This window comes from Bacillus sp. BF2-3, assembly GCF_008368795.1.
In the GTDB taxonomy this organism is placed as follows: Bacteria; Bacillota; Bacilli; order Bacillales; family Bacillaceae_G; genus Bacillus_A; species Bacillus_A cereus.
In genome coordinates this window covers 81,689-101,355 of record NZ_QOSA01000019.1, presented here as the reverse complement: position 1 = coordinate 101,355, position 19,667 = coordinate 81,689, and the positions used below count along the sequence as shown (strand labels likewise).

Genomic DNA, 19,667 nt, shown 5'->3' with positions numbered 1-19,667 from the left:
AAAAAGTTAGTGGAGTGAGATGGTTGATTAAAGGGCTTATTAGTGTAATTGTACCCATATATAATGTTGAGGAAGTATTACCCAGGTGCATTGAAAGTATATGTAATCAAACGTATACTAATTTAGAGATAATACTTGTAAATGATGGTTCCTTAGATGGTTGTGGAGAAATATGTGATAACTATGCAAATAAAGATAGCAGAATAAAAGTTATACATAAAAAAAATGGAGGATTATCAGATGCGCGGAATACAGGGATGCTCGCATCACAAGGAGAATATATTGCTTTTGTTGATAGTGATGATTATATAATCCAAAATACATACGAAATCCTAATTAAGGCGGCCATCAAAGAAAATTTAGATGTGGTAGCTGCTAATGCCATGTTGATACAGGAAGGTAAGTCTGATCTACCATTAATGAAAGAGAAAAAACTTTCTAAGGAAACATTAACTGGAATAGAGTATATGTGTGAAAGCATTCAGCAAAACTCTTTTCATGTGTGTGCATGGTTAAACTTATATAAGAGAGATTTATTATTTGAGAATAATCTCTACTTTGAAAAAGGGTTATTACATGAAGATGAGGAATGGACACCTAGGGTTTTCCTTGAAGCAAAGAAAATTAGGTACGTAGATTTTAAAGGTTATATGTATGTAATTAGAGAAGGTTCAATTACGAATGTAAGGGATAAATCTAGAAACGGTTTGCATATACTAAAGACTTGTTATAAGTTAGAAAGTATTTACAGAGAGAAAGTAAGCGAGAAACAAAGGAAAATTTTATATGAGTATTTACTAAATATTTTTTTGGGTGGTATTTATATAGGAAGGTTAGATAGACCTGAATATAAAAAAAATATAAGAAAATCATTCGTCATAGGAAAAGCAAATAGCCTAAAGACCTTTTTTAAAGCTATATTATTAATAATTAATATTAAGCTATATTGTAAGGTTAATGATTTTAGTAAGAGGTAATTGAATGGAAATATATATATTTAATATTATAGCTATCTTTGCTCTTGCAATTTTTTTATTTATTCTTGTTCCATTGCAAAATAAAAAAGAAACTTTTTTATTTTTGACTTTTATACAGTTGCTAGCAATTTCAGCCATGAGATTTGAAGTTGGGGTGGATTTTATAAATTATAAAGGGACATTTAATTTGGTAAATAGCACCTCTAATCTAATGGAATTATTGGAGGTTGGTCGAAAATCAACAGTTGAATATGGATACCTTTTTCTTAATAAGATAGTAGGTTTATTTACCGATGAAGCTCAATGGATTTTTATTGTAACTAGTTTTATCATATTGTATTTAATATTTAAAACTATTAGCAGACATTCATCTATTGTCTGGTTAAGTGTATATATTTTTACTGTGGGTGCATATATATCTTCTTTAAATATAGTACGGCAGTATATTGCAGTTGGAATAGTATTTTTTTCTTATAGATATATAATAGAAAAGAAATTTATTAAGTTCCTAGGGTTAATATTAGTAGCATCGCTATTCCATACCTCAGCTTTACTGATCTTACCATTATATTTTATTTTAAATATTAATTTAAATGCTAAGCGCATGGTATATGTATTGCTTATAGGATTTATTATGAGCTTATCTTTTAATTTTATTTTCTCAACTATACAAAGATATTTTTATAATGACTATACGCAGGCTTCGTTTGGAATGACAGGTGGCAATATTAAAACTGTAATGATTGCACTGATTTATTTTATACTTACTATGATTTGTAAGAAATCATTAATAAATCGTAGCAAGTATAATAATATTCTTATTAATTGGTCCTTCCTTAATTTAGCATTATCAATTTTTAGTTTAAATACTTGGATTATAACTCGATTAATGGCTTACTCTTCCATATTTTTAGTACTACTAATTCCAGAAATAGTAGTTTCTATTAAAAATAAGTATATTAAAATTATTGTATTAATGTTTCTAATCTCCTTAACCTTATTTGAACATTTTAATATGATTATGAATCCAATTAACAAACTTATTCCGTATCAAAGTATATTTACTATTTGAATACAACTTACTAACTCTATGTGAAATTAGTCAGAATAAATGAGGGTGTATTGATTGTATTATATTAGGAAGTCGAGATGTTAAATAAAATAAGTGGGTTAACTTCACTTGTTATTAAAAGTGAGGTTAATAATTGGCTATATCAAAATTTATTTAATGAAAATCTAATGGATAATAGCTATTATCCATTAGATTAATTATAAATACCCTTAAATTATATGGCTGTTTATTGAAATGAAAAATAGAATCAGTAAGTAATATTGAGATATGTAAAAAGGAAGTAGAGAAGTCCATATAGTGGAGAATGCACCACTCTCTTTTTTATAAAGATGAATTAACGAGGATATTCGAAAATTAATGATAAGGATAGAGGAATAAGATGGGAGCAAAGAAACAAGTAGCTATTAATATGGCAACTCAAATAATTAGTTTTATATTGAACATTGGAATAAGTTTTTTTCTAGCATCGTTTATTGTTGAAAATATAGGTAAGGAAATGTATGGTTTTTGGGGATTAGCAAATAATTTTGTTAGTTATATAACAGTATTTACCGTTGCATTGAATAGTATGCTAAGCCGATTCGTAATGATTAAGATTCATCAAAATGATATTGAGACTGCAAATAAGTACTATTCGTCTGTAGCAATTGCGAATCTTACTATAGTACTAGTTTTTACACTTCCAACAATTGTATTTGTTTTGTTTTTAGATAACATTATTAATATACCAAAACTTTTTATTTTTGATGTTAAAATACTTTGGTTACTATTATTTATTAATTTTTTTCTTAGTCTGTTAGGGAGCGTCTATAATTTAGGAACATTTGTGAAAAATCGATTGGACCTTGCTGCATCAATTGATATTAAATCCAACATATTTAGAGCCATACTACTATTTGTTTTTTTTAGTTTTATGCCACCTCATTTATGGTATATAGGATTTATAACGCTACTTTGTACAATTTATGTTACTGTGAAAAAAATTGAGTTTATGAAAAAATTAACACCCCAACTTAAAATAAGAAAGAAATATTTTAATTGGAATTCAATGAAAGAACTATTAGTAGTAGGGGTGTGGAATTCAATTAATCAATTAAGTCAAATATTAATGGCTGGTATGGATTTATTAATGACAAACTTATTTATTGGTGCAACAGATATGGGGTATTTATCTATTGCTAAGACTATCCCACTACAAATTCAAAATTTTATACACATGAGTGCTAATATATTTACACCTCAGCTTACTAAAACATATGCCGGTGGAAATATAAAGGAATTTGTTAAAGAAATAATCTTTTCAATGAAAATTACTGGTTTTCTGGGGTCTGTTCCTATTATAGGACTGATAATTTTTGGAAAAGATTTTTTTGCGTTATGGATGCCAGGTCTCTCGGACAATGAAATTGTAAAGATTCAAATTCTTTCAGTATTAACATTATTGCCATTAATATGTAATACAATATTTAATCCACTTTTTAATGTAAATACAATTACTGCAAAAATAAAACTTCCTGTAATTACTAACCTTATTATGGGAGGGGCAAATATAATTATTGTATATTTATTGATTAATTATACAAATCTAGGTGTTTATGCAGTTGCAGCAGTGAGCGGCTTAATGATTTTAATTCGTATGGTTGTATTTGTTCCAATTTATGCAGCTTATACTTTGAATGTGAAATGGTATACATTTTACGTTATCCTATTAAGAGGGATAGTAGCACTGTTCATCTTAACTGCCATGTTTTTTGTAATAAATCATATTGCTAATATATCATCATGGATTTCTTTTATACTGGTTTGTGGTTTTGCAGGTTTGAGTGGATATATTGCGAGTTTTATTATTATATTTAATAATCACGAAAAAAAATTAGCTATTCATATGATTAAAGGAAAGTTGAAAAAAACATAGATATTTATAGGATATAGACTTAAAGGGAGATATTAATTATATGTTGGATATATTGAGAGTTTTAAACAAAAAAGTACCGTTTTTTATTAAGCACCCTATAAAAAGCCATAATTATAAAAAAATCATTAATAATAAATTTAGTAAGGCACAAGATAATAATTTAAAACATTTATATCAAAATCAGGACGATTTACATTGGCGGAAAGCATTTTATAAGTTATGGTGTAATAATCAGAATACGCATGAAATACTTAATGCGTTTACAGAAAATCGCATAGATCTTATTAATGGGCATAGCCAAAATGATGAAGGACCTATCTTAGTTACGATTGTAAAAAATGAGATTAAACGTATCCAAACCTTTTTAAATCATTATAGAGGTATTGGTTTTCAGCGTTTTGTCATTTTGGATAATAACTCAAATGATGGAACACGTGAATGGTTATGTAACCAACCGGATTGTGATGTTTTCTGTACGAAGGAACCCTATTCAACACATAAAAGGGAAGGATGGATTAATCGTTTACTGAGCCATTACGGATTCAATCAATGGTATTTAGTGGTGGATTCAGATGAGCACTTTGTGTATCCGGGAATTGAACAGGAAGATATTAATTATTTTATATCTCTTATTAAGGATAAAGGTTATGAACGGATTCGTTCTATAATGTTAGATATGTATCCAAAAGATAATATAATTCTTGATAAGAAGGAAAATAGTGAGAATGAAGATTACGTAGCGGAGTATAGTTATTTTGATAAAACAAATTATAGAGTACTTGAAGTTCATGAGGGATTGATGATAAGTGGGGGGCCACGAGAACGTATCTTTGATTTAAAGGTTTGTTTGACTAAACATCCATTGTTTTATTTCCGAAAGGGTGATATACAAGGACATTCTCATTTCCCATATCCATATAAGAAAAATAAGAATTTACCTTGTTTTTCAGCTTTACTACATTATAAATTTCTTAATAGTGATTTAAACAAGTATAAACAACGAGTTGAAGAGGGGAATTTTTATAATGGTAGTGAAGAATATAAGAAATATTTACAGCTATTTGGTAATGATAAAGATAATTTCACATTTTTCTATCAAGGATCTGCTAAGTATAAAGATTCAAAATCGCTATTGCAGGTAGAACTCATAGAAGAAATAAAATAAACCTTATAGTAGGAAACAGGGTATCAATCTCTTGTAGGCCTTTTATTCTTTTAAAGGCCTGTCATTTAATAATTGGTAACATCTGTGATTACGGGTGATATGTATAATAATTAAGGAATTGTAGAAATTTTATTTTTATTGTTTCTAAAGGTGAAGTTGAAAAGGTCTAGAAATCAATATCAATTAGAATATGACTCTGTGGGTATGTGTAAGAGAAATACTTAGATTTATTATAGTTTAGTGAAAAGGGGCACTGTAAATGTATAAAATAGCAGTAGCTGGAACAGGTTATGTCGGCTTAGTAGCAGGTGTGTGTTTTGCAGAAGTTGGACACCAAGTAACTTGCGTGGATATAGATGAAAAAAAAGTAGAATTAATGAAATCTGGTGTTTCACCAATTTATGAAGCGGATTTAGAAGAGTTAATGCAGAAAAATTATAGCGTTGGAAGAATTAATTATACAACAGATTATAAGGCAGCATATAAGGATGTAGATGCTATTTTTATTGGGGTTGGAACTCCGGAACAGGCAGATGGTTCTGCAAATCTTTCATATATTGCAACTGTTGCCAAGCAAATTGCTGAAAGTATAGAAAAAGATTGTCTGGTTGTTGTAAAATCAACTGTTCCAATTGGAACAAATGACAAAGTTGAGCAGTTTATTCATGACTTTTTAGTTAATGATGTGAAAGTAGAAGTAGCATCAAATCCAGAGTTTTTAGCACAAGGTTCTGCAGTCCATGACACGTTATACGCAGAAAGAATTGTTATTGGTACTGAGAGCAAATGGGCAGAAGAAGTATTAATGAATCTCTATAAGCCATTTCATTTACCTATCGTTTCAGTAAATAGAAGGTCAGCTGAAATGATTAAGTATGCTTCCAATGATTTCTTAGCTCTTAAAATTTCTTATATGAATGATATTGCAAACCTTTGTGAGTTAGTTGGTGCGGACATTCAAGATGTTGCAAAAGGTATGAGTTTTGATGAACGTATTGGAAGTAAATTTTTAAATGCAGGTATTGGTTTTGGAGGTTCTTGTTTCCCTAAAGATACAAAGGCATTAGAGTATTTAGCAAGACAAAATGGCTACGAATTAAGAACGGTAAAGGCAGCAATTGATGTGAATAAAAATCAAAAAACTGTACTATATAAAAAGGCTAGCCAAAGATTAATCACCTTTAATGGACTTAAAGTCGCGGTATTAGGATTGACTTTTAAACCTGGAACAGATGATTTAAGAGAAGCAGCCTCTCTTGAAAATATTCCTCTACTGTTAGAGCAAGGTGCTGATATTTATGCATTTGATCCAGTCGGTGCAAATAATTTTGCAAAAGTGTATCCAGAGGGAAAAAATAAGAACGGAAATATCACATATGTTACAGATATTGAACAAGCTTTAGAAGGAGCAAATGTTTGTTTTATCTTCACAGAGTGGGGAGAAGTGAAGGAACTAACTCCAGAGGTGTATAAAAAGTTAATGAGAACACCACTCATTTATGATGGAAGAAATATTTATGATGTTGGAGCAATGCAGGAAGTGGGCGTAGAATACCATTCTGTAGGCAGAAAATCAACAAATAGAGAACGTATTAAGGAGTTGAATGACGTTGAAATACAAGCCTCTAGATAATAGTAAAACATATCTTATTACTGGAGCAGCTGGTTTTATAGGATACTTTCTATCTGAAAAATTATTAGAGCAAGGCTGCCGCGTAATAGGTATTGATAATATAAATGATTATTATGATGTGAATCTTAAATATGCTCGTTTAGAGCGACTTAATCCATATGAGAAATTTACTTTTATTAAAGGTGATATTTCTGATAAGGATATGATTACTCAGATTTTTAAAGAGTACAAGCCTAATATTGTTGTAAACTTAGCGGCACAAGCAGGTGTAAGATATTCTATTGAAAATCCAGATGTATATATTCAAAGTAATGTTATCGGTTTTTATAATATTTTAGAAGCATGTAGAAATTATCCAGTAGATCATCTTGTATATGCATCATCTAGTTCTGTATATGGAGCTAATAAAAAGGTGCCATTTGAGGAAACAGATTTTGTAGATAATCCAGTATCACTTTATGCATCTACTAAGAAATCAAATGAGTTAATGGCACATACGTATAGTCATTTGTATAAAATCCCTGCAACTGGACTTCGTTTCTTTACAGTATATGGTCCTATGGGGCGTCCAGATATGGCGTATTTTGGATTTACTGATAAATATTTCGCTGGTGAATCGATTAAAATATTTAATAATGGTGATTTTGAAAATGATCTGTATCGAGACTTTACTTATATAGATGATATTGTTGAAGGAATTCAACGTCTTTTAAACAACCCATCTAAGGGTGATGTTGAACATAAGGTATTTAATATTGGAAATAATAATCCTGAAAAATTAATGGTATTTATCGAGACTTTAGAGAAAGCGTTAAGTAAAGCTTTAAGAAGAGAAGTTGTATTTGAGAAAGTTTTTGAACCTATTAAACCAGGAGATGTACCAGCTACGTACGCATCAACTGATTTATTACAGAAAGCTGTAGATTTTAAACCTAAAACTTCTATAGAAAGAGGTTTGCAGGAATTTTCTAATTGGTATGTAGATTATTATAAAGTGAAATAATCAAAATCTTACATTACTGTACAGGAAATATACTAGTTATAGAATCTCGTTCTTAGTATAATAGATTAAGTTAATATTTATGTTATCTGAATATTTATTTCGAATAATTGAAAGAAGAGGTCTATAGTAATGAAAAAGAAAATCCTATTATGGGTACTAGGGATTATAGGGGTAATGATTATAGGTGGAGGAGTATATGCCTATAATGTATATTCAAAAGTCTCAAAAACATTAGATGAAGTTCATAAGCCGTTAAAGCGTGATCAGGATAATAAACAAGAAGAAAAGATTAATAAATCTGAACCGGTTTCAATTTTACTATTAGGAGCAGATGAGCGCGGTGAAGACAAAGGGCGCTCAGACTCTTTAATGGTTATTACGTTAAATCCTAAAAATAATTCAATGAAAACAGTAAGTATCCCTCGTGATACGTATACAGAAATCGTTGGAAAAGGGAAAAATGATAAAATTAATCACGCATATGCATTTGGTGGCGTAGATATGTCTGTTTCAACTGTAGAAAAGTTCTTAAATATTCCTATTAACTATTATGTTGAGGTAAATATGGAGGGATTTAAGGATATTGTTGATGCAGTTGGTGGCGTAGATGTAAATAATGACTTAGAATTTACTGCAGATGGTCACCACTTTATTAAAGGGAATATACATTTAACGGGGGATGAAGCGTTATCGTTTACGCGTATGCGTAAAGAAGATCCTCGCGGCGACTTCGGACGTCAAATGCGTCAGCGCCAAGTAATGCAAGCTGTTATTAAGAAAGGCGCAACTTTCTCTTCTTTAACAAGTTATGGTGATGTATTAACAGCAATTCAAAAGAATGTGAAGACAAACTTAACGCAAGATCAAATGTTTGATATGCAAAAGAATTATAAAGATTGTCTGCAGAATAGTGAAGATATTCAAATCCCAGGTGACGGTCACAAAGCCGCTGATGGTATTTGGTATTACTATGTCCCAGAGGCAGCAAAACAAGATTTAACGAATAAGTTAAGAGCACATCTTGAAGTCACTAAGTAATATGTAATAACCCAATTCCTTTGGAAGGAGTTGGGTTTATTTTTGCATGGATTTATATTAGTATTATATATTGTGAGATTAATAGATGAGGTGAATCAATGAATAAGAAAGCGGTACTTGTCCTTGTTATTTTTGTATTGTTTGTTGCTTCGATTGTGAGTGGTAAATTGTACTGGAATAAGAAGATTGCGAATGCAACAGGACAAACGAGTGAAGTGACGAAAACAAAGACTGAAGTAAAAGATAGCGGAGCAAAGAAAGAAGAGAAAAAAGAAGAGAAAAAACAAGATGCGAAGTCATCTTTTAATGAGGCATACGCGAAGAACTTGCCAGATGTAGTGAAAGAGAAGTTAAAGAAAGCTGCTGAGGATAAAAAGGCAGTAAACCTTATTATTGTTGGTGATGAAGGTTCTTCATCTGAAAAAGGTGCTTGGGCAGCTAAGTTAACGGCTAATTTAGAAACTGCTTACGGTAAAGGTTTATGGAATGTGACTGTAAAGGAATATAAGGGTGAAAGCACAGAAGAGTTAATTGCGAATAAGCGTGATAAAGAAATTGCGAAAGAGAATCCAGATGTAATTTTATTTGAGCCACCATTTATTACTGATAACGGTAAAACTGGTAATGGAAACTCTGTCGCAAATACACAGAAGTTCGTTCAAGCACTTTCTACTAGTGCAAAGAGTGCTACGATTATGATTCAACCATCAAATCCAGTGTATGGTGCGAAAAATTATCCGAAAGCGATTGAAGCATTAAAACAATTTGCGACGCAAAATAATTATACATATATGGATCATTGGGCAGCATGGCCGGATGCTTCAACGAAAGCAATTTTACCATACCTACAAGAAGAATTCGGTTTCCCAAGTGCAAAAGGACATGACGTTTGGGCGAAGTATGTAACTGATTATTTTGTAGCTAAGTAATGAAGGAGAGATAAAAGGTGTACGAGTTATCGTATACCTTTTCCTTTTATAATTAAGATATTTGAAATAGTAGGAGGAAAACAATGAACTCAATCTTAATCTGCGGTGGAGCTGGCTACATCGGTTCTCACGCTGTGAAAAAATTAGTAGACGAAGGTTTATCTGTAGTAGTAGTAGATAACTTACAAACTGGTCATGAAGATGCAATTACGGAAGGCGCGAAGTTTTATAATGGCGACCTTCGTGATAAATCATTTTTAAGAGATGTTTTTAAACAAGAAAATATTGAGGCGGTTATGCACTTTGCAGCTGATTCTTTAGTTGGAGTTAGTATGGAGAAGCCCCTTCAATATTATAATAATAATGTGTATGGTGCCCTTTGCTTGTTAGAAGTGATGGATGAGTTTAAGGTAGACAAGTTTATTTTCTCTTCTACTGCAGCAACGTATGGTGAGGTAGATGTGGATCTTATTACTGAGGAAACGATGACAAATCCAACGAATACGTATGGAGAGACGAAGTTAGCAATCGAGAAGATGCTTCATTGGTATAGCCAAGCTTCTAATTTACGTTATAAGATTTTCAGATACTTTAACGTGGCTGGTGCAACTCCAAATGGTATTATTGGAGAAGATCATCGCCCAGAGACACATTTAATTCCTCTTGTGTTGCAAGTGGCTTTAGGTCAACGTGAGAAGATTATGATGTTTGGTGATGATTATAATACACCAGACGGTACTTGTATCCGTGATTATATTCATGTTGAAGATTTAGTAGCGGCTCATTTCTTAGGGCTTAAAGACTTGCAGAACGGCGGAGAGAGTGATTTCTATAACTTAGGAAATGGTAATGGTTTCAGTGTAAAAGAAATCGTTGATGCAGTTCGCGAAGTTACAAATCATGAAATTCCTGCTGAGGTAGCACCGCGCCGTGCGGGCGATCCAGCACGTTTAGTTGCTTCTTCTAAGAAAGCGAAAGAGAAGCTAGGATGGGATCCTAAGTATGTAAATGTTAAGACAATCATTGAACATGCTTGGAATTGGCATCAAAAGCAACCGAATGGATATGCTAAATAAATATAATAAGTGAAAGAGAGGGTATCGTCGACAAAATATGTTCGACAATACCCTCTCTTTTTTTATAGGATTTTTGCTATACTAAACTGTACTATAATACATGATGGAAGGAGGAGAATAATGAAAATACTTGTGGTTGATGATGAATCGAGTATTCGTAATTTGATTCGGATGCAGTTGGAGATGGAAGGTTATGAAGTATTGGCAGCGGCTGATGGGAGAGAAGCTTTAGAGAAATGGAATGAAGGGCCGGATGTATTGATTTTGGATGTTATGCTTCCGGATACGGATGGGTATGAGTTGCTTCGTTTGTTCCGTGAGAGGGATAGGGATATTCCGGTGCTTATGTTAACGGCAAAAAGTCAGATGAATGATAAGTTGCTTGGATTGCAGCTTGGTGCTGATGATTATGTGACGAAGCCATTTAATTATGCGGAGCTTATTCTTCGGGTTAAGAATATGGCGCGGCGTGTAAAGAAGACGGATGCGGCTGTAAGTCATGAAGTAATTGAGGCTGGAGAGATCGTGATTTGTCCTAAGGAAAGAAAGGTACATGTGAGTGGACAAGAGATTCAGTTAACGTACCGAGAGTTTAATTTATGTCAGTTATTTGTTTCAAATCCGCAGCGTGTGTTTATGAGGGATGAGTTGCTTGAGAAAGTATGGGGATTTGAGTATATCGGAAATACGAGAGCAGTTGATATTATGGTGCAGAGACTTCGCAAGAAGCTTGGGACGAGTGGAGAATATATTAAGACAATTTATGGCGTTGGCTATAAACTGGATTGTTAAGTGGTGATGGTATGTCTTTAAAGCGAAATATGGTGTTTGGAATAGTTGGGCTGTTAATTCCGATTTTTGTTCTTTTATATGCAGTTGTTTATATTACGTTAGAAAAGAATATGTATCATAACGCAGCAGATTCTTTAGAAAAGTTAAGTGTAGAAGCACAAATTTATACGATGAATTATTTAGAGAAGGAAGCAGAAGTGGATACGCTTGGTCCGAATTCACTTTTAATTGCGTCGTATTTAGCGAAGCGTATGGATGTCCGTGTGCAGATGATTGGGAAGAATGGCGATGTTGTTGCAGATACACAAAAAGGAGCATTGCTTCACCGTAACATCGACATTGAGAGTTCCTTGAAGGGGAAAAAGTCTTATGTTTTCGAGGAGGCGGATCCCGCTCCCATTCTTTTGTTTTCAAGCCCAGTATATTATGGAAACGATGTCATTGGAAGTATTCGTTTTATAAATGAGTTAACGGGTGAGAAGGAAGTTTTAACAAATGTGAGTTGGACGTTCTTAATGACATCTCTTTGCCTAGTTGCTACCGGTATTTTCTTTGCAATTCGTTTGGCAAAGTCTCTTCATAAACCAATTGATCAGTTGAGACAAATGGCACAGAGGCTCGCGAATGGTGATTATAAGAGTAAGATTGAGTTAAATGAGTACGTGGAAATCGCTCAGCTTTCAGCATCTTTTAACGCGATGGCCGATGGAATTGAGCTGCATATTAAGCAATTGCAGGAGGAGAAAGAGAAGCAGAAAGATTTCCTAGACCGCATTACGCATGAGCTAAAAACACCGCTAACGGCAATTATCGGTTATGTTGATTTAATTCCGAAGTTACAATCGAAAGAAGATGTACAGGAAAGTCTTCGTTATGTGGCTGTGGAAAGTGAGCGGTTATTATCACTTGTAGAGGAACTGCTTAAGTCCTCGAAATATGGAACGAGTACGTTTGAAGTGTCTCCTACAGTTGTGAATATAAAGGAATTGGCAGAAGAAGCAGTTTCAATTGTGAAACCCCGTCTAAATCAGTTTGAAATTGAAGTGATAAATGAGTTAACAGATGTACATGTTGTGGCGGATTTTGATAAGACGAAGCAAATTTTCTTAAATGTACTTGATAATGCAATTAAGTATAGTGATGCTTCGCACATTCGTATGAATGTAATTGTGAATGAGCAGGAGGCGAAGGTTTTTGTTCATGATGATGGGATCGGTATAGATGAAATGGTGCTTGCAGAGTGGAATGAGTCTCCGAAAGGAAAAGCACTTCCTTCTAGTTACGGGAATGGGTATGGTTTGTATATTTGTCAGGAGATTATGAATAAGCAGGGCGGAAGCATGCGGATTGAGAGTAATGAAGAAATAGGTACTACAATATTCATTACATTTTTGCTTCCGAGAAGGATGGAAGATATAAAAAACTTGAAAGCGGTTAAATGATACATTTATGAAACAATTATGCGGTATTTTCGAAACAACGTTTTTTTATCTTGGAGGTAGGCAGAAATGAAAAGGCTATCATTTCAAATTCTTATGTTTGTCATTTGTATGATTGTTTCTCTTGTTTTGTTTTATGTTATGGAGAAGCAAATATATAATCGAATCAACATTGTAAATGATAAACAAGCCGTTTTACAAAGGGTGAATGAATCTCTTCCAATTGAAGTGAAAGTAAGACATGAAAAGTGGGGAGAAATCGTTGTAACGGATGAAGTTCGTTTGCATACAATTGTTTCATTCTTTGACCGAATTCGAATAGAGCCTGGGGACGTTAAGAGCCAAGAACAAGTATTTACTGGAGAAGTAACGTACTTGAATGGACATAAGCGTACTTTTGCAGTAGGTGACTTGTTCCAGTATGGGGAAAATGTATACGGAAAGAATGGCATGGATCCGATGATTTCAGCACTTCAAACGTATTTATTAAGCCTGTATTACACACCAGAGCGTATTAGTGATTTCTTTGCTTCAGCAAAGGATGTCGTAGTACGTCAAGGTGATGTGGTACGTACTATCAATCTTACGCACATACTTGATTCTATTCGATACGCAAAGCAAATTACAGATTACGGAGAAATTCAGAAGTTATTACAATCGCAGAATGAACCGATTGCTTATATTACAGCTTATAAAACAGGTAAGCGTGTAAAGAATGATCGTGAAGATATTCTTACGATTTCTGTGTATCCATCGTACTTTGTTGTGCAATATCTCGGTGATAATAACGGAAATGTCATGTATATGAAAAGCTCTCTAGCAGAGTTATTCGTAAAGGAGAATGCGTCATGAGAAAGATAGCCTTTTTCTTCTTTTTGCTAGTAATTGGAGGAGCGATGTCTAGTTGCTCTCGAGATACAACCTCTATTAAATATAGTAAAAATGGTCTCCCTATTTTGGATGATCGTCATATTGTTGCGTATGTAGCGGCTCGTGAGGAAGTTGGTGAAGCGTTACTTTCATCATTTTGTAAGCCGCGCGGATGTACGTATGAATTTATTCGTCTTTCAACAGAAGAACTTCTTCGTAGAGTGGAAGAAGAAGCCGGAAATCCGAAGGCGGATATTATTATTGGCGGTACAGTAGATGCGCATCAAATGATGAAGCAAAAAAATCTTTCTATTCCTGTGATAAGCCAACATGCAAATCGTATTTCAAAAACTGTTAAAGATAAAGATGGTTATTGGTACGGTTATGAAGTGGAGAAGCTGGCAATTGCGATTAATAAAGAGCGGTGGAACGAGGAAATAGCGCCGCTCGGTCTCTCGTATCCGTTAAGATGGAAAGATTTATTGAATCCAGTATATAAAGGAAAGATTGTCATGCCCGATCCAAATGTTTCAGGTACAGCATATACGTTTTTTCAATCACTTATTGATACGTTAGGTGAAGAGGAAGCGAAGGAATATGTGAAGAATCTGGCGGAACAAGTTGGAGAAGTAACAGTGAATGGTTACATCCCAGCAGAACTTGTTGCGAGCGGTGAATATATGATAGGCATCAACTTTATGGGAGATCAGAGAATGCTTCAAAAACAAGGTTTTCCGATTTTAAGTAACGAACCTGAGCAAACAGGGTTATCTGTTAATGCGATTTCTAAACTAAAACGTGCACCGAGTGGTATTATTGCGGATTTATTTATTGATTATTGTTTATCAGAAGAAGCGGGGCATATTTTAGAAAAAGTGTCGTTTGGCGTACCAACGATGTTTGCGAAGAATGAGAAAGAAATAGAAGGACAGCCGGTTAGAAGGACGAACCAAAATATATCAAATAGCGGAATAATTGAGATATGGAATAGACAGCGTCTCTCTCTGAAGTGAGAAAAGGAGACGAAAATATATGTTTAAATGGCTCAAGCCAGCACCTGCAATTGAAAGATTGCCAGCGGATATGATCGACCGTGTATATCGATTACTACGTATTCGTGTGTTAATCGGGATTTCAGTTGGATATGCTGCTTATTATTTAGTTCGTAGTAACTTTACGTTATCAAGTACGTATTTAGTACAAGAATATGGTTTTAGTACAGCTGAAATTGGTCTACTAGGTTCAGTAATGGCAATTGTTTATGGATTTAGTAAGTTCTTTATGGGGAATTTATCAGATAAAGCTTTCGCCCAGCGCTTTATCGCAGTCGGTTTATTCTTATCAGGGCTTGTAAATATTTGTTTCGGTTTTGCCTCATCATTTGGGATGATTGTTACATTACTTGTTGTTAACGGTATTGTGCAAGGTATGGGAGCACCACCTTGTAGTATTGTTATGACGAAATGGTTCTCGAAGAAAGAACGTGGTACGAAAACAGGTCTTTGGAATATTTCACACAACGTTGGTGGAATGCTTGTGCCACCACTTGTCGGAATTGGCGTAGGTATTTTCGGTGAAAATCATTGGCAAGGCGGCGTGTTTATTTTCCCTGCGATTATCGCAATGGTAATTGCAGTGCTTGTTTGGATCAATGCGAAGGATACACCAGAATCTGAAGGTCTTCCTCCAATTGATGAGTATCGTAATGACTATGAAAATCTTGAAAAAGCAGATAATGCTAACAAGATGTCACCAAAAGAAATTTTAATGAAGTATGTAGTGAAAAATAAATTTGTATGGTTCTTATGTATTGCGAATGCTTTTGTTTATTTAATTCGTTTCGGTGTTATTAACTGGGTTCCACTTTATTTAACGACAGTTAAAGGATTTTCAAAAGCAGAAGCGCATGCGGCATATGCAATCTTTGAAGGTATGGCAATTCCAAGTTCATTAATCGTTGGTTTTTTAAGTGATAAATTATTTAAAGGAAAACGTATGCCATTATGTATTATTAGTATGGTTGGAGTTGTTATTGGTACGTTTATATATTGGCAAGCAACTAGCGTACTTGTTGTAAGTATTGCAGTTTCTATTATCGGTTGTTTAATTTATGTACCACAGTTCTTAATCGGTTTAAGTGCGATGGAATTAGTACCGAAATTTGCAGTAGGTACGACAGTTGGTATGTGTGGTCTATTCGGTTATGTAGGCGGAAGTCTTGTAGCTAACGCAGCAATTGGTGTTATTGTTGATAGTTCTGGCTGGGATGGTTGTTTCATCTTACTATTAACAGGAGCGGTTTTATCAACAATCTTCTTATTTATTGTTCAACGTGGACATGAGAGAAAAGATCCTAAAGTAGCATAATATTTTGTTTGAAAAAGCTATCCAATTATCATTTTGGATGGCTTTTTCTATATAATATAATCTTTTCTTAAATCTATCTTAAAAGATATAATGTCATATTTCTAATCATTGGAATTTTTGTTACAATATAAATGGATGTGTAAAACTTTGTAAAAAGATTGTAATAATATGTATTTTGTTTTCAGAAAGTTTTATACAATTTTTATATTAAACTATTAAGTTATAAAAAAGGAGCGGTAATATGTTACCAAATACGGTTCGTACTCCAAACAAGAAGAAGAAATGGATTATTATTGGGGTTATTGCACTAATTGTTATTGTAGCGGCAATTAATATTTTTGTTATGCAAGGTAAGAAGAAGGGTGCATCAACAAATGCTGATGCTGTAAGTTTTGAGAAAGTGACAGAGCGTAAGCTGAATAATACGAAGTTAATTTCTGGTCAGGTGAAGCCTGGTAATATTGAAAGCTTCTATGCAGATCCGGCCAAAGGGAAAGTGAAAGATATTGAGGTAAAAGAAGGGCAAGAGGTAGAGAAAGGCACGAAGTTATTCTCTTATGATAATGAAGAGATTAACCTTCAAATGAAGCAAGCTGAGCTTGATCAGAAGATGGCGGATATGCGTTATGATCAAGGAAAAAAGAAGATTGATTCGTTAAAGAAAGAAATTAAGAAGGCGAAAGATAGCGGAGCTGGGAAAGAAGTAACAGATCCGATGGAAGAGCAAGTAAACGAGTTAGAGATAGGACAAAAAACAATTGACCTTGAGAAAGAAAAAGGAAAGTTGCAGAAAGAAGAGTTAAGTAAGAAGCAGAAAGAACTTACGATTTATAGCAATTTTGCTGGTGTTGTTCAAAAGTTAGATAAAGATGCGGCACAAAGTTCATCTCAAGCGTTAGGTGGTCAAGGAAAAGCGTTTTTACAAGTAGCTTCTAAAGATCCATTCCAAGTTCAAGGTACGTTAACTGAGCTTCAAAAGTCACAAATCCAAAAAGATCAAACATTCACTGTAACTGCAAAAGCAAATAATAAGAAGAAGTGGACAGGTAAGATTACAGAGGTAAGTGAGTTCCCAACAAGTGCAGAGATGGCGCAAGCTGGCGGCATGGGTGAAGCAACTCAAAATATGTCTCAGTATACATATAAAGCAAGTCTTGATAGTCAAGATGGTTTATCTCCAGGTTATCATGTTTCATTGCAAGTAAACTTAGAGAATAAGAAGATGATTGCTGTCCCAAGTAAGAGCATTGTAGCAAAAGGCGATGATGCATTTGTTTATGTTGAGGATAAAGGGAAGCTTCGTAAACAAAATGTGAAAAAAGGTTCTACTGATGGAGATTGGACAGAGGTTGTAGAAGGCGTAACAGTGGGGCAAAAGGTGGTTAAAAATCCTTCCGACGATGTGTATGACGGAATGGAAGTGAAAGAGAAATGATTACGTTAAATCATATTGCTAAAACGTATTATCAAGGAAAATTGGCAGTGCCGATTTTACACGGTATTAGTTTAACGATTCAGAGCGGTGAGTTCGTTTCGATTATGGGACCTTCTGGTTCTGGTAAGTCGACGCTTATGAATATTATCGGTTGTTTAGATCGTCCAACAGAAGGTGAATATATGCTGAATGACGTGAATATCTTAACAGCAGACGAGTCAAAGCTTGCTTTAATTCGTAATGAATATATCGGTTTTGTGTTTCAGCATTTTAATTTGCTGCCGCGTCTTTCCGCAGTGGAAAATGTTGAGCTTCCGCTCGTATATGGTGGCGTGAAGAAAGCGGAGCGTCGCAAGCGGGCTTTGGAGGCGTTAGGTAAAGTTGGATTGGCAGATCGCGTGCATCATTTACCAAATGAGTTATCAGGTGGACAGAAGCAGCGTGTAGCAATTGCAAGAGCGATTGCAAATAATCCAACGTTCATTATGGCCGATGAACCGACTGGTGCACTTGATACGAAGTCTGGTGAGCAAGTTATGGATATTTTCACGAAGCTTAATGCAGAAGGTACGACGATTGTTATGGTTACGCATGAAGAGGAAGTAGCAGCGTATTCTTCCCGCCGCATTGTACTGCGAGACGGGAAAGTTACAGAAGATAGAAGGTGTGCGGTATGAGTTTACTAGATAGTATAAAAATTGCCTTATCTTCTATTTTAGCTCATAAACTACGTTCTGCTCTTACGATGCTCGGTATTATTATCGGGGTAGGTTCGATTATTACTGTCGTTGCAATTGGGCAAGGCGGGGAAGCGATGTTGAAGTCGAAATTCGCAGGTTCTGGTGGTAATAACCTTATGCCAATTCAATTTAAAACAGATATTAATGATGAATTTGCTATAGGTGGATTTGAAATACCGAAGTTAACGGAAGAGGATATTTTGGAAGTAAAACAAGTGAAAGATGTTTCACACGTTATTACAACAAATTCGACGACAGAGACACTTGATGTAAATGATAAAAAAGCAAGGCTGAATGTTATTGGACTTGATAATGAATATTTTGCGGTTAATAAAGTAAAGGTTGTAAAGGGCCGCTCCTTAAATGAATCAGATATTTCTCACGCGAATAACGTTGTGATGATTAGCACAAAAACAGAGGAGACGTTATTTAAGGACGTAAACCCAGTTGGACAAATTATTGAGATGAAGGGACAGCCAATGCAAATTATTGGTGTGTATACATCTGATAATGAGTTTATGGGATTTGAAATGGAAGAAGCGTTAATCCCTCTTACATTATGGCCTGTTTTATACGGAACTGATGATATTCAAAATATCGCCATTCAAGCTAAAAATGTAGACAATTTAGAAGCAGCAGGGAAACGAGCTGTTGATGTATTAAATAGTCGTAAGCCAAGTGAAATCCCAGGTAAATATGAACTGGTGAATTTAAAAGAACTCCAAGAAAATGTTTCTAAAGTAACTAGCATCATGACGATGATTATCGGTGGTATCGCTGGTATTTCATTAGTCGTTGGTGGTATTGGTGTTATGAATATCATGCTTGTATCTGTAACGGAGCGTACGCGCGAAATTGGGATACGTAAAGCGCTTGGAGCAACGCGTAGTAAAATTTTATTACAGTTTTTAATTGAAGCAGTTATGTTGACGCTTCTAGGTGGTTTAATCGGAATTGGCCTTGGGTATGGCGGAGCATATATCGTTTCTACATTCGCAAAATGGCCACCACTCGTTTCATGGGAAGTTGTCGTTGGAGGCGTACTGTTCTCGATGACACTTGGTATTATTTTCGGATTAATTCCAGCAAATAAAGCTGCGAAATTAGATCCAATTGAAGCATTGCGTTATGAGTAATTAATAGTGTAGTAGAACTACACATTACCGTTCTAGTGGGCGGTTCGTAGCCTCTTGCGTGAGGAAGTGAACCGCCCGTT

17 protein-coding genes are annotated in these 19,667 nt (G+C 34.3%); all 17 read left to right on the top strand.

Translation table 11 applies throughout. The features are described 5' to 3' along the window. Positions 1–23: 23 nt before the first annotated feature. The 17 genes from DN401_RS15340 to DN401_RS15260 all read left to right on the top strand — a co-directional run bounded on the left by DN401_RS15340 (position 24) and on the right by DN401_RS15260 (position 19,587). Positions 24–977, top strand: coding sequence for a glycosyltransferase (locus DN401_RS15340; RefSeq protein WP_170955777.1), 954 nt, complete (start codon positions 24–26; stop codon positions 975–977). A gap of 4 nt (positions 978–981) precedes the next feature. Further along, positions 982–2,049, top strand: coding sequence for an EpsG family protein (locus DN401_RS15335; protein ID WP_098212605.1), 1,068 nt, complete (start codon positions 982–984; stop codon positions 2,047–2,049). 379 nt (positions 2,050–2,428) lie between these two features. Beyond that, the gene (locus DN401_RS15330; RefSeq protein ID WP_097980947.1) at positions 2,429–3,964 is read left to right on the top strand and encodes a lipopolysaccharide biosynthesis protein; all 1,536 of its coding nucleotides are present in this window, start codon (positions 2,429–2,431) and stop codon (positions 3,962–3,964) included. A gap of 40 nt (positions 3,965–4,004) precedes the next feature. Then, entirely contained in the window at positions 4,005–5,129 is a 1,125-nt protein-coding gene (locus tag DN401_RS15325; RefSeq protein ID WP_098212604.1) for a glycosyltransferase family 2 protein, read from the top strand. A gap of 259 nt (positions 5,130–5,388) precedes the next feature. After that, positions 5,389–6,762: a UDP-glucose dehydrogenase family protein gene (locus tag DN401_RS15320; RefSeq protein ID WP_098212603.1), complete on the top strand. Its 1,374-nt coding sequence runs from the start codon at positions 5,389–5,391 to the stop codon at positions 6,760–6,762. Beyond that, on the top strand, positions 6,740–7,765 hold the full coding sequence (locus DN401_RS15315) for an SDR family NAD(P)-dependent oxidoreductase (protein ID WP_098212602.1): 1,026 nt from the start codon (positions 6,740–6,742) through the stop codon (positions 7,763–7,765). The genes DN401_RS15320 and DN401_RS15315 overlap by 23 nt, the downstream gene beginning before the upstream one ends. A gap of 129 nt (positions 7,766–7,894) precedes the next feature. Next, entirely contained in the window at positions 7,895–8,803 is a 909-nt protein-coding gene (tagU, locus tag DN401_RS15310; RefSeq protein ID WP_098212601.1) for a polyisoprenyl-teichoic acid--peptidoglycan teichoic acid transferase TagU, read from the top strand. A 98-nt stretch (positions 8,804–8,901) separates the two neighbouring features. Further along, positions 8,902–9,732, top strand: coding sequence for an SGNH/GDSL hydrolase family protein (locus tag DN401_RS15305; RefSeq protein ID WP_098212600.1), 831 nt, complete (start codon positions 8,902–8,904; stop codon positions 9,730–9,732). An 83-nt stretch (positions 9,733–9,815) separates the two neighbouring features. Continuing rightward, positions 9,816–10,808, top strand: a complete 993-nt coding sequence (gene galE / locus DN401_RS15300; protein WP_001084657.1) for a UDP-glucose 4-epimerase GalE — start codon at positions 9,816–9,818, stop codon at positions 10,806–10,808. A gap of 120 nt (positions 10,809–10,928) precedes the next feature. Beyond that, entirely contained in the window at positions 10,929–11,600 is a 672-nt protein-coding gene (locus DN401_RS15295) for a response regulator transcription factor (RefSeq protein ID WP_000699546.1), read from the top strand. Positions 11,601–11,611: 11 nt separating this feature from the next. Next, positions 11,612–13,042, top strand: coding sequence for a sensor histidine kinase (locus DN401_RS15290; protein ID WP_000054026.1), 1,431 nt, complete (start codon positions 11,612–11,614; stop codon positions 13,040–13,042). Between the two features lie 66 nt (positions 13,043–13,108). Continuing rightward, complete coding sequence (locus DN401_RS15285) at positions 13,109–13,891, top strand: DUF3919 family protein (RefSeq protein ID WP_000826625.1); 783 nt, start codon at positions 13,109–13,111, stop codon at positions 13,889–13,891. Next, on the top strand, positions 13,888–14,922 hold the full coding sequence (locus tag DN401_RS15280) for an ABC transporter substrate-binding protein (RefSeq protein ID WP_001225641.1): 1,035 nt from the start codon (positions 13,888–13,890) through the stop codon (positions 14,920–14,922). The genes DN401_RS15285 and DN401_RS15280 overlap by 4 nt, the downstream gene beginning before the upstream one ends. Before the next feature lie 19 nt (positions 14,923–14,941). Next, positions 14,942–16,276 carry an MFS transporter gene (gene pgtP / locus DN401_RS15275; protein WP_000477602.1) on the top strand — a complete coding sequence of 445 codons (1,335 nt, stop codon included), beginning with the start codon at positions 14,942–14,944 and terminating at the stop codon, positions 16,274–16,276. Between the two features lie 241 nt (positions 16,277–16,517). After that, positions 16,518–17,711, top strand: coding sequence for an efflux RND transporter periplasmic adaptor subunit (locus DN401_RS15270; RefSeq protein ID WP_000937326.1), 1,194 nt, complete (start codon positions 16,518–16,520; stop codon positions 17,709–17,711). Then, complete coding sequence (locus DN401_RS15265) at positions 17,708–18,388, top strand: ABC transporter ATP-binding protein (RefSeq protein ID WP_000631603.1); 681 nt, start codon at positions 17,708–17,710, stop codon at positions 18,386–18,388. The genes DN401_RS15270 and DN401_RS15265 overlap by 4 nt, the downstream gene beginning before the upstream one ends. Next, positions 18,385–19,587, top strand: a complete 1,203-nt coding sequence (locus tag DN401_RS15260) for an ABC transporter permease (protein WP_000054370.1) — start codon at positions 18,385–18,387, stop codon at positions 19,585–19,587. Before DN401_RS15265 ends, DN401_RS15260 begins: the two co-directional genes overlap by 4 nt. The last annotated feature ends 80 nt before the right edge of the window (positions 19,588–19,667 follow it).